Annotated in this window: 7 protein-coding genes and 1 pseudogene; 4 read left to right on the top strand and 4 right to left on the bottom strand. The window is 60.1% G+C overall.

Going from position 1 to position 12,713, the window contains the following annotated elements:
* Positions 1 to 73: 73 nt before the first annotated feature.
* Positions 74 to 946, bottom strand: coding sequence for a methyl-accepting chemotaxis protein (locus POF45_RS29905; protein WP_409077942.1), 873 nt, complete (start codon positions 944 to 946; stop codon positions 74 to 76).
* Positions 929 to 1,699: pseudogene (locus POF45_RS29910) on the bottom strand (MCP four helix bundle domain-containing protein); the annotation flags it as partial. The pseudogene POF45_RS29910 and the gene POF45_RS29905, both read right to left, overlap by 18 nt.
* 275 nt (positions 1,700 to 1,974) lie before the next feature.
* Between POF45_RS29910 and POF45_RS18475 the strand changes: the two are divergent.
* From POF45_RS18475 to POF45_RS18485, 3 genes are all read left to right on the top strand, one after another.
* A complete protein-coding gene (locus tag POF45_RS18475; protein ID WP_017336178.1) occupies positions 1,975 to 2,205 on the top strand; it encodes a hypothetical protein in 231 nt (76 codons plus the stop codon).
* Complete coding sequence (locus POF45_RS18480; protein ID WP_259498633.1) at positions 2,202 to 2,504, top strand: cell division protein ZapA; 303 nt, start codon at positions 2,202 to 2,204, stop codon at positions 2,502 to 2,504. Before POF45_RS18475 ends, POF45_RS18480 begins: the two co-directional genes overlap by 4 nt.
* 99 nt (positions 2,505 to 2,603) lie before the next feature.
* Positions 2,604 to 4,541: a methyl-accepting chemotaxis protein gene (locus POF45_RS18485; RefSeq protein WP_282316351.1), complete on the top strand. Its 1,938-nt coding sequence runs from the start codon at positions 2,604 to 2,606 to the stop codon at positions 4,539 to 4,541.
* Between the two features lie 125 nt (positions 4,542 to 4,666).
* On the opposite strand, the gene POF45_RS18490 is transcribed toward POF45_RS18485, so the two are convergent.
* Complete coding sequence (locus tag POF45_RS18490) at positions 4,667 to 6,469, bottom strand: acyl-CoA dehydrogenase (protein WP_282316352.1); 1,803 nt, start codon at positions 6,467 to 6,469, stop codon at positions 4,667 to 4,669.
* Between the two features lie 215 nt (positions 6,470 to 6,684).
* On the bottom strand, positions 6,685 to 10,635 hold the full coding sequence (putA, locus tag POF45_RS18495) for a trifunctional transcriptional regulator/proline dehydrogenase/L-glutamate gamma-semialdehyde dehydrogenase (protein WP_282316353.1): 3,951 nt from the start codon (positions 10,633 to 10,635) through the stop codon (positions 6,685 to 6,687).
* Between the two features lie 462 nt (positions 10,636 to 11,097).
* On the opposite strand from putA, the gene putP reads away from it, so the two are divergent.
* Entirely contained in the window at positions 11,098 to 12,582 is a 1,485-nt protein-coding gene (putP, locus tag POF45_RS18500) for a sodium/proline symporter PutP (RefSeq protein WP_259498640.1), read from the top strand.
* Positions 12,583 to 12,713 lie beyond the last annotated feature (131 nt).

Consider the following 12,713-nt stretch of genomic DNA (forward strand, 5'->3'; position numbering starts at 1 on the left):
TGAACAACGCGGTCAATTGTGGGAGCGAGCTTGCTCGCGAAAGCGTCAGTCCAGCTGACGCTGCTGCAGGTCGTTACAGGCTAAACCGCCCAACCATATTGTTCAGGTCCAGCGCCAGGCGCGACAGTTCGCTGCTTGCGGCACTCGTCTGATTCGCGCCGGTCGCCGATTGCACCGACAGATCGCGAATGTTCACCAGGTTGCGATCAACCTCGCGAGCCACCTGCGCCTGTTCTTCGGCCGCGCTGGCGATCACCAGGTTGCGCTCGTTGATTTCGACGATGGCACTGTTGATGGTGTCCAGCGACAGGCCGGCACCGCGGGCAATGTTCAAGGTCGACTCGGCACGTTCGGTGCTGTTGCGCATCGAATCCACGGCGTGTTCGGTACCGCTCTGGATGCTGCCGATCATGCGTTCGATTTCGCTGGTGGACTGCTGCGTGCGATGGGCCAGGGCCCGTACTTCGTCCGCCACCACGGCAAAACCACGACCGGCTTCACCGGCGCGGGCCGCTTCAATCGCGGCGTTCAGCGCCAGCAGGTTGGTCTGGTCCGCCAGGCCGCGAATCACGTCCAGCACCTTGCCGATGTCGCGGGATTCGTTGGCCAGGTCGCCGATCAGGGTCGCGGTGCTTTGCACGTCGGCGCTCATGCGTTCAATGGCGCTGACCGTTTCCTGCACCAGATCACGGCCGTCACCGGCGGAGGTGGTGGCGTTTTTCGAGGCTTCGGAGGTGCTCACCGCGTTGCGGGCCACTTCTTCCACGGCGCTGGTCATTTCATTGACGGCAGTGGCGGCCTGCTCGATTTCGTTGTTCTGCTGAGTCAGGCCACGGGCGCTTTCGTCGGTGACGCTGTTGAGCTCTTCGGCGGCTGAGGCCAGTTGCGTGGCCGAGCCGGAAATCCGTTGCAGGGTATCGCGCAGTTTGTTCTGCATTTTTGCCATGGCCGCCAGCAAACGACCGGCTTCGTCCTCGCCGTCTACGGTAATCGGGCGAGTCAGGTCGCCTTCGGCGATTTCTTCGGCTGCGCTCAGGGCGTTGGCGATGGGCTTGGTGATGCTGTTGGTCAGCAGCCAGGCGAACAGGAACGTCAGGCCGGTGGCGATGACCAGCAAGGTCACTACCAGGTTGAAGGCCGACGAATACTGGTCAGCGGCTTGCCCGTTGATCTGCACGGCCTGGTCGTTGTTGATTTGCATCAGGCGGTTGAGCACCGTGTTGGTGGCTTCGGAATTGGTCAGCAAATCGGTGTTCAACAGGGTGCGCAGTTCGTCGATCTGGTTGTTGCGTGACAGGCTCTTCATACGGTCTTCAAGCTGACGGTATTGACTCAGCAACTGCACGTACTGATCGTAGGCGGCACGTTCTTGCGGGCTGGTGATGACTTTTTCATAGTCAGCCTGGGCGGCGCGAATCTGTTGGTTGCGCTGATCGAACAGCTCGATGGTCTTTTGCTGTACATCTGGCTCGCGGTTGATCAGCAAGCGATAAGACAGTACCCGCAAACGCAGGGTGATCTGGGTGAACTCATCCAATGCCTTGATGCTCGGCACGCTGCTCTCGATGATGTTCTGGCCGGCGCCGCGAATCTTGCTCATCTGGTTCAGCGCGAACACCCCCAGAATCAGCATCAGGCCGCCGATCAGGGCGAAGCCGAGGAACGCCCGCGGTGCGATATTCATATTGCGTAGAGACATAGTGGTTACCGAAAAAATCGCATCCGTGCGGGGCTAAGACTGCTGTATGAATGACTTATCGGTCATGCGACTAAAGTCTTGAGTCCCTGTGCGGATTTGTCGCATAAACCGCCCGGCGACGAAGTGCAGGAACCAGATTGGCCAATCACAGTCTTTAAAGCTCGCGAGGAAGCTCGCCCGCCAGGAAAATCAAGGCTTTGCGCCGTAATAACCCTGGCTTCGGTGGTGACTTTTCTTTATCGTACGCGCCCTTTGAAAATGCCTGGAAAATCAAAATGTTGGAAGCATCCCTAAGCCAATTGGAACAACTGGTCAGCGACCTGGTGCAACAGAACCAGAACCTGCTGGGCACCAACCAGACCCTGAGCGCCGAACTGGCTCAGGCCAAGGATGAAAACGAGAGCCTGCAATTGAGCCTGATGGAACAGGAAGAGAAGCAAGGTGCTACGGCTGCGCGCATCCAGGCCCTGGTTGAGCGCGTCAGCGCCGGCCCAGTCAGCGCATGAGTTACGGCGCCGCAGGGGTAAAAGTCGTCTCGATCATGGGAGAGGACTATTCGATCAAGGCGCCGGAAGGGGAAGAGCAGACCCTGCTGGACGCCGCATTGATGTTGAAGGCCGCTTTGGCTGACACCAAAAGAAAGTACCCGACCCTGATCGGTGACCGCCTGCTGGTGCTGGCCGCAATGAATCTGTGTTCCCAGCAGATCGAAATGCAGAAGCAGCACAAGCTGGAACTCGACCGTTATCAAGAGCAAGTCAGCGCCACGGTTGAAGTGATTTCGAAGACCATCAATCAGGCCTGATGAGCTTGCGCACAACCAAAGAATAAATTGTCGATTGGTTTGTATACAATCGGCACGGCTGTTGCAGTGTTTCAGCCTCTTATTCTTTGGGGGTGCTTCATGCAGTTCTGGCGACGCAGTATCCAGTGGCAGTTGATTCTGAGCATGGGCACCGCCCTGTTGGTCAGTATCCTGATTGTGGTTGGCATTTACACCCTCGTGCTTAATCGCCTCGCCCAGAGCTATCTGGTCGAACAGGCGTTGCCGTCGAGCATCGAAGCGATGCGCAACGACATCGAACGCATCCTCGTCCAACCCCTCACCGCCGCCAAGGACATCGCCAGCAACAGCATGGTGCGCGACTGGCTGGCCGGGGGCGAAAACAGTGCCCAGACCGCCACCTTCGTGCAGTACCTGGAAGGCATCCGCGCCGAACACAAGGCCTTCACCGCGCTGATGATTGGCGCCGATTCCAGCCATTACTACACGGAAAAAGGCCTGGACCGCACCCTCAGCCGCGCCAACCCCAAAGACGCCTGGTTCTATTCGTTTCTCGATGGCAATCAGCCGCGCACCCTCAATATCGACAATGACACCGCGACCGGAGAATTGGCGCTGTTCATCGACCTCAAGGTCGAGCAGGCCGGTAAAGTCGTGGGCGTTGCCGGCCTCGGCCTGAGCATGAAAGAGCTGTCGCAGCTGATCCACAATTTCAGTTTCGGTGAGCGCGGCAAGGTCTATCTCGTGCGTTCCGACGGCTTGATCCAGGTCCACCCCGAGGCTCAATTCAGCGGTAAACGGACGCTTGCCGAACAGATTGGTGCCCCGGCTGCGCAAGCCGTCATGGGTCAGAAAAATGCCGCCAACAGCAACTTCGTGCGTGACAGCGAAGATTTTCTGGCGTTGAGCCTGCCACTGCGCGACCTGGGCTGGACCCTGGTGGCCGAAGTGCCGCAGTCGCAGATCTATGCCGAAGCCCGTCGCGCCATGTGGATGAGCAGCGGCATTGGCCTGGCGGTGGCGCTGGTGTGCCTGATGTTGGTGGTGCTGCTGGCCCGTGGCCTGGTGCGACCGATCCGTCAGGTAACAGAAGCACTGGTAGCCATCGGTAGCGGTGGTGGAGATTTGACCCACCGGTTAGATTCCAGTCGCGCCGATGAGCTGGGTGACCTGGCGCGTGGCTTCAATCGCTTCCTCGACAGCCAGCGCGACATGATCGGCGAAGTGCTGACCACCAGCGAGCGATTGCGCACCGCTGTCGGCCAAGTGGCGAAGGTAGTGGATAACACCGCCGAGCGTTCCGGTCGCCAGCAGGAAATGACCGACATGGTGGCCACCGCTGTCCACGAAATGGGCCTGACGGTGCAGGAAATCGCCCAGAACGCCGGCAACGCCGCGGTGGCCTCGCAAACCGCTCGGGACGAGGCGATGCAGGCGCGGGAAGTGGTCGGCGGCTCGATCCGGCACATTGAAAGCATGTCCGATGAAATCGGTGTCGCCGCGACGGCGGTGGGCGAGCTGGCCCATCAGGTGGCGTCGATCGATCAGGTGCTGGCGGTAATTCGCGGGATTTCCGAGCAAACCAATTTGCTGGCGCTCAACGCTGCGATTGAAGCGGCACGGGCCGGGGACATGGGGCGCGGTTTTGCCGTGGTGGCGGATGAAGTGCGCACCTTGGCGCGGCGCACACAGTCGTCCACCGACGAGATTCAACAGATGATCGGCAATCTCAAGCAAGGTGCAGAGAACGCCGTTTCATCGATGCACTCGGGGCAAGCGGCGACCGGGACCGGGGTTGAGTCCAGTCAACGCACCGGGTCATCGCTGACGGCGATTACCGGGCAGATCGAGCGCATCAGCGACATGAACCACCAGGTGGCGACGGCGACGGAAGAGCAGTCGGCGGTGACCGAAGAGATCAACCGCAATGTGCAAGGCATTTCCGACCTGGCCCGGGCGACGGCGGGGGAGGTCAGGGCGTGTCGTGAGGATTGCCAGACGTTGCAGCGGTTGGCCGATGATCTGGCACGGCAGATGGGTGGGTTCAAGTTGAGTTGATGCAGTGCCGGTGCGGGCCTCTTCGCGAGCAGGCTCGCTCCCACATTTGATCTCTGTTGTACCCAGAACCAATGTGGGAGCGAGCTTGCTCGCGAATAGATTTCAGCAACGCCAAAGGATCTGGATCAGAACCACTCATGCTGCATCCCCAGGCACACATCATCCCGCGCCTCAAGAATCGCCAGCTCATGATGACAACCCGGCACTTCCCACGTCAGGAAATACCGCGCCGCCTGCAACTTGCCCTTATAGAAATTCACATCCGCTGCATTGCCCTTGGCCAATCCTTCCTCAGCGCGAATCGCCTGTTCCAGCCAGCGCCAGCCAATCACCGTGTGCCCGAACACCTTCAGATACAGCGCTGAATTCGCCAGGCTGCTGTTGACCTTGCCCTGGCCCAGATCGGTCAGCAGGCCAATGGTCACTGCTTGCAGGCGTGCCACCAGTTTCTCCAGCGGTTCGCGTAGCGGCGTCAGCGACTCATAAAAGTGGGCGCGCTCGGCGGTGTTGGCGATCAGTCGAATCAGCTGCTTGAGCCCGGCCCCGCCGTTCTGCGCCAGTTTGCGCCCCAGCAAGTCCAGCGACTGAATGCCGTGGGTGCCTTCGTGAATCGGGTTCAGACGGTTATCGCGGTAATACTGCTCCACTGGATACTCGCGGGTATAACCGTGGCCGCCGAGAATCTGGATTGCCAGCTCGTTGGCCTTCAGGCAGAACTCCGAGGGCCAGGATTTGACGATCGGCGTCAGCAGGTCCAGCAGTTCGTGGGCCTGCTTGCGTTCGGCTTCGGTCGCCAGCGTGGTGGTGTCGTCGAACAGGCGAGCCGCATACAGCCCCAGATCGAACGAGCCTTCGACGTACGCCTTCTGCGTCAGCAACATGCGTTTGACGTCGGCGTGCTGAATGATCGCCACCGGCGCGGTGGCTGGATCCTTGTTATCTGGCACGCGACCCTGCGGACGCTCGCGGGCGTATTCCAGCGAGTACAGGTAACCGGCGTAACCGAGCATCACTGCGCCCATGCCGACGCCAATCCGCGCCTCGTTCATCATCTGGAACATGTAGCTCAGGCCGTGATGCGGCTTGCCCACTAGATAACCGACGCACTCGCCGTTATCGCCGAAGTTCAGCGCCGTGGACGTGGTGCCGCGCCAGCCCATCTTGTGGAACAGCCCGGCCAGCAGCACGTCGTTACGCTTGCCCAGGCTGCCATCCTCGTTGACCAGGAACTTGGGCACGATAAACAGCGAAATGCCCTTCACCCCGGCCGGCGCGTCCGGCAGCTTGGCCAGCACCATGTGCACGATGTTTTCCGACAGCGGGTGATCGCCGCCGGAGATGAAGATCTTGTTGCCCTTGAGCCGATAAGTGCCATCTGCCGCAGGCTCGGCGCGGGTGCGAATATCCGACAGTGACGACCCGGCATGTGGCTCGGTCAGGGCCATGGTGCCGAAGAAACGACCGTCGATCATCGGTTGCAGGAAGCGCTGCTTTTGCTCATCGGTGCCGAAGCTTTCAATCAGATTGGCCGCGCCCATGGTCAGGAACGGGTAGGACGTGGACGCCGCGTTGGCCGACTGAAAGTGGGCGAAGCAGGCTTGCGACAACAGTGTAGGCAGTTGCATGCCGCCGGCGTCGAAACTGCGCGCGGCATTCAGGAAGCCGGCTTCAAGAAATGCATCCACCGCTGGCTTCACTTCCGGAATCAGAATCGCCTCACCGTTTTCATAGCGCGGCTCGTGCTCGTCGCCCTTGCGGTTATGCGGCGCGAAGAACTTCTCGGCGATGCTGCGGGCGGTGCCGATGGCGGCATCGAATGTCTCGCGATTGTGCTCGGCGAACCGCTCACGCTGGGTCAGGCCCTCGGCATCAAGGACTTCATACAGCTCGAAAGCCAGATTGCGGGAACTGAGCAACGTCTCGGACATGGCGGCCTACCTTGATTGGGATGGACCGAGTCTAGGCGTGGGGAGGGGGGGTGAACAGGATGATTGATGGTGGTGATAGAGGGGCAGAACGAGTAAGACGATTGACGCAGAACCCTGTGGGAGCGAGCTTGCTCGCGATAGCGGTTTGCCAGTCACATCCATGTTGAATGTGCCGCCGTCATCGCGAGCAAGCTCGCTCCCACAGGTACTGGGGTTTATCCGATCGTCATGAGGCTCGCATTACCCCCCGCCGCAGCGGTGTTTACGCTCAATGCCCGCTCGATCACCAACCGCTCCAGCGCAATGTTGGTTTCACCCTGAGACAAGCCGTGAACACCCACGATCGCCCCGGCGCGCTTGGCCACTTGCTGGCAAACCGCGCGCAACTGATCGGAATGGCCATGATGCAGGACCGCATCAAACACCACCTCGTCCTTGTGCCAGTCGGAAACCAGCTTGATCCGCGCCTGAACGTCTTTCGGCAGTCGTGCGAACACCGCCTTCGCCAAGTCAGATTCCGGCCACACCGCCGAACCACCAACCGCCAATACCGCAGCCAGTTGCGTCAGCAGATCGCCTTCGACTTCCGCCAGACACAGCACATGCTCACGCGGCAGGATCGCATAGCTGTTGCGCTCGCCGGTCGGGCCGGCCAGCACGCGGGTGATGCCGCTTTGCGACTGCGCCGCGAACTGCACGCACAAGGTGCTCAGGTCGGCAAATTTGTTGCTGTCGGCCCAGGCTTTCAGTGCGGTCAGCGGCTTGCTCATGGCGTCACGCAGACGAACATCCGGGGCGACAATGGCGTCGCCGCGAGCGAAGGATTGTTCGATGGCATCGGTCGGACGCGTCGACAACAGGCGATACAGGTACAACGGACCACCGGCTTTCGGGCCAGTGCCCGACAGGCCTTCGCCGCCGAACGGCTGCACGCCGACCACGGCACCGACGATGTTGCGGTTCACGTAGACGTTACCGGCGTGAACGTTATCGATCACCTTGGCGATGGTTTCGTCGATCCGGGTATGTACACCCAGGGTCAAGCCGTAGCCGGAGGCATTGATCTGACCGATCAACTGGTCAATGTCTTTGCGCTTGTAGCGAACCACGTGCAGCACCGGACCGAAGATTTCCCGTTGCAGCTCGTCGAAGCTTTCCAGTTCGATCAGTGTCGGCATCACGAAGGTGCCACGTTTGACTTCTTCGCCGTCGGCGATGGCCACCTGGTACACGCTGCGACCTTTGTCGCGCATGGCCTGGATGTGCTTCTCGATGCCGGCCTTGGCTTCGGCGTCGATCACCGGGCCGATGTCCACGGACAGGCGCTCTGGATTGCCGAGGCGGCATTCAGCCATGGCACCTTTGAGCATTTCGATGACGCGGTCTGCCGAATCTTCCTGCAAGCACAGCACGCGCAGTGCCGAGCAGCGTTGACCGGCGCTGTCGAAGGCCGACGACACGACATCGATGACAACCTGTTCGGTGAGCGCCGAGGAATCGACGATCATCGCGTTCTGGCCACCGGTTTCGGCGATCAGCGGAATCGGACGACCCTGAGCATCCAGGCGACCGGCGACGTTGCGTTGCAGCAAGCGAGCGACTTCAGTGGAGCCGGTGAACATCACGCCTTTGACCCGATCATCACCGACCAGGCGCGCGCCAACGGTTTCGCCACGGCCCGGCAGCAGTTGCAGCACGCCTTCCGGAATCCCGGCTTCGAGCAGCAAGCGCACGGCTTGCGCCGCTACCAACGGGGTTTGTTCCGCAGGCTTGGCCAGCACCGGGTTACCGGCGGCGAGTGCAGCGGCGACCTGGCCACTGAAAATCGCCAGCGGGAAGTTCCACGGGCTGATGCACACCACTGGACCCAACGGGCGGTGGGCGTCGTTGGTGAAGTCGTTACGGGCCTGCACCGCGTAATAACGCAGGAAGTCCACGGCTTCACGCACTTCGGCGATGGCATTGGCGAAGGTCTTGCCGGCTTCGCGAGCCAACAGGCCCATCAGCGGCTGGATCTCGCCCTCCATCAAATCAGCGGCACGTTCCAGAATCGCAGCGCGTTCGGCGGGCGGTGTGGCCTGCCAGATCGGCGCAGCGTTCAGCGCGCACTGGATCGCGTTGTCGACATCTTCGACAGTGGCTTCCTGCACATGGCCAACCACATCACGCAGATCGGATGGGTTCAGGACCGGCGCCGGCGCTTCGGTGCTGGAGGCGCAACCGAGCATCGGCGCGGCTTTCCAGCTGTTATGAGCGGTGGCCAGCAAGGCGCAGGACAGTGAGGCCAGACGATGTTCGTTGGCCATGTCGATGCCGCTGGAGTTGGCGCGCTCGGCACCATAAAGATCACGCGGCAGCGGGATACGCGGGTGCGGCAGGCCGAAGCCGCCTTCCAGCGTCGCCATCTGCTCGATGCTGGCCACTGGATCGGCCACCAGCTCCTGAATCGAAATGGACTGGTCGGCGATGCGGTTGACGAACGAGGTGTTCGCGCCGTTTTCCAGCAGACGACGGACCAGATACGCCAACAGTGTTTCGTGAGTGCCGACCGGTGCATACACACGGCACGGACGGTTCAGCTTGCCTTCGGAAACTTTGCCTACAACCTGTTCGTACAGGGGTTCGCCCATGCCGTGCAGGCACTGGAACTCGTACTGGCCGGGGTAATAGTTCTGACCGGCAATATGGTAAATGGCCGACAGAGTGTGGGCGTTGTGCGTGGCGAACTGCGGATAGATGACTTCCGGCACCGACAGCAGTTTGCGTGCGCAGGCGATGTAGGAAACATCGGTGTACACCTTGCGGGTGTAAACCGGATAGCCTTCCAGGCCTTCGACCTGAGCGCGCTTGATTTCGCTGTCCCAGTACGCGCCTTTCACCAGGCGGATCATCAGGCGATGACGGCTGCGGCGCGCCAGATCGATCACGTAGTCGATCACGTACGGGCAACGCTTCTGATAAGCCTGGATCACGAACCCGATGCCGTTCCAGCCCGTCAGTTGCGGCTCGAAGCACAGACGCTCCAGCAGATCCAGCGACAGTTCGAGACGGTCGGCTTCTTCGGCGTCGATGTTCAGGCCGATGTCGTATTGCTTGGCCAGCAGGGTCAGCGACAGCAGGCGCGGGTACAGCTCATCCATCACGCGCTCGTACTGGGCACGGCTGTAACGCGGGTGCAGGGCCGACAGCTTGATGGAAATGCCAGGACCTTCATAAATCCCACGGCCGTGGGACGCTTTGCCGATCGAGTGGATGGCTTGTTCGTACGAGGCCAGGTACTTCTGGGCATCGTGCTCGGTGAGTGCGGCTTCACCCAGCATGTCGTAGGAATAGCGGAAGCCCTTGGCTTCGAACTTGCTGGCGTTGGCGAGCGCTTCGGCGATGGTTTCGCCGGTGACAAATTGCTCGCCCATCAAGCGCATGGCCATGTCGACGCCCTTGCGGATCATCGGCTCGCCGCTTTTACCAATGATGCGGCTCAGGGACGAGGTCAGGCCGGCTTCGTTGTGGGTCGCGACCAGTTTGCCGGTCAGCAGCAGGCCCCAAGTGGCGGCGTTGACGAACAGCGACGGGCTGTTGCCCAAGTGCGGATGCCAGTTGCCGGTGCTGATCTTGTCGCGGATCAGCGCGTCACGGGTGCCTTTGTCCGGGATGCGCAGCAGCGCTTCGGCTAGGCACATCAGCGCCACGCCTTCCTGGGACGACAGGGAAAACTCCTGCAACAGGCCCTGAACAATGCCTGCACGGCCACCAGCGCTCTTTTGATTGCGCAGCTTTTCGGCAATAGAGGAGGCAAGTTTGTTGGTGGCTTCGGCCATCGCCGCCGGCAGACGCGCCTGCTCGATCAGCATCGGCACCACTTCCGGTTCCGGGCGGCGGTAAGCGGCGGTGATCGAGGCACGCAGTACCGATTGCGGCAGAATGCTTTCAGCGAATTCGAGGAAGCACTGGTGAGCGTGATCCTGCGGCGCATCGACGGCGTCGTCGGCGTCCTTGGTCAAACCGCTCAGCTCGGTCAGGGTTGCACCACCCTCGAGTTTTTCCAGGTAATTGAAAATTGCCTGCTTGATCAGCCAGTGCGGCGTGCGATCAATCGAGGTCGCGGCCGCCTTCAGGCGCTCGCGGGTCGGGTCGTCAAGTTTGACCCCAAGTGTGGTGGTAGCCATATTTTTATCCTCATGTTTGCCACGACTGCGCGGCATCAGCTGGCGCCAAGATTAGCCGTGCGCTGACAGAGGTGCAACCGGGTGCAACCCTTTTTTTGTCGGAATAATCGGCAGGTCGTCAGGAAATAAATTCTGGTATGAAGGCGCTGCCCCAGCTTGGTGCTTTTACTTCTTGTAAAACTCTATATTTGCCTTGAAGCGTGACAAAAAACGCTCTATTTCAAGGAAAAATGCATAGGTGCAACTAATTCTCAAGAAACAGGTTGCACCTGATTTACGTTGTTGCATAGGATTCGCGACCAAGGTGCAACCGGCTAAAAAGTTCGGTGTACCGGCTGATGGCTTTCCTGGGGAAACATCAGTCATAAATGCACGGGGCTGGAAATCGTTTGAACAAGCGTCGTCGTTTGTCTCGGTTTCACACACCGTCGCTACATAAAAACAAAGCCAGGGCGTATTTGAATGAGCGTAAGCAACCCAACCCTGATCACGTTTGTGATCTACATCGCAGCCATGGTGCTGATCGGCTTCATGGCCTATCGCTCCACCAACAACCTTTCTGACTACATCCTGGGCGGTCGCAGCCTGGGCAGCGTCGTGACCGCGCTGTCTGCCGGCGCCTCCGACATGAGCGGCTGGTTGTTGATGGGCCTGCCGGGTGCCATCTACCTGTCCGGTCTTTCCGAAAGCTGGATCGCCATCGGCCTGATCGTCGGGGCTTACCTGAACTGGCTGTTTGTTGCCGGCCGTTTGCGGGTGCAGACCGAGCACAACGGCGACGCCCTGACACTGCCGGATTACTTTTCCAGCCGTTTCGAAGACAAAAGCGGCCTGCTGCGGATTATCTCCGCCGTGGTGATCCTGGTGTTCTTCACCATCTATTGCGCTTCCGGCATCGTGGCCGGTGCCCGTCTGTTTGAAAGCACCTTCGGCATGTCCTACGAGACCGCGCTGTGGGCCGGTGCCGCGGCGACGATTGCCTACACCTTTGTCGGTGGTTTCCTGGCGGTGAGCTGGACCGATACCGTACAAGCCACGCTGATGATTTTTGCCTTGCTGCTGACGCCGATCATCGTGCTGCTGGCCACCGGTGGCGTCGATACCACGTTCCTGGCAATCGAAGCGCAGAATCCTGACAACTTCAACATGCTGAAAAACACCACCTTCATCAGCATTGTTTCTCTGATGGGCTGGGGCTTGGGTTACTTCGGCCAGCCGCACATCCTGGCGCGTTTCATGGCGGCGGATTCGGTCAAGTCGATTGCCAAGGCGCGTCGCATCTCCATGACCTGGATGATTCTGTGCCTGGGCGGCACCGTCGCCGTCGGTTTCTTCGGTATTGCCTACTTCTCGGCGAATCCGCACCTGGCGGCGCCTGTGACCGAAAACCACGAGCGTGTGTTCATCGAACTGGCCAAGATCCTGTTCAACCCGTGGATTGCCGGCATATTGCTGTCGGCCATTCTGGCGGCCGTCATGAGTACCCTGAGCTGCCAGTTGCTGGTGTGCTCCAGCGCCCTGACCGAAGACTTCTACAAGACTTTTCTGCGTAAAACCGCATCCCAGGTTGAGCTGGTATGGGTCGGCCGCGCCATGGTGCTGCTGGTTGCGTTGATCGCCATCGCGATGGCCGCGAACCCGGAAAACCGCGTACTGGGCCTGGTCAGCTACGCCTGGGCCGGTTTCGGTGCGGCGTTCGGTCCGGTAGTGCTGATTTCGGTGATCTGGAAAGACATGACCCGCAACGGCGCACTGGCCGGCATCCTGGTCGGCGCGGTCACCGTGATCGTCTGGAAACACTTCAACCTGCTGGGCCTGTACGAAATTATCCCGGGCTTCATCTTTGCCAGCCTGGCCATCTATATCGTCAGCAAGCTGGGCGCGCCGACTCAGGGCATGCTGCAGCGCTTTGATGCGGCGGAGAAGGATTATCGTCTGAACAAGTGATGGGTGTTGGTTGACCCTTCGCGGTTATAGAAACGGCCCGCTTCCTGTTGGAGGCGGGCCGTTTTTTTTTGCAGATTTTGTGGCATCAAATATCCCACAGGGATTGGTGGTGATTTTGAGGGGGATGTCTG

It is taken from the genome of Pseudomonas fungipugnans (assembly GCF_029955235.1).
In the GTDB taxonomy this organism is placed as follows: domain Bacteria; phylum Pseudomonadota; class Gammaproteobacteria; order Pseudomonadales; family Pseudomonadaceae; genus Aquipseudomonas; species Aquipseudomonas fungipugnans.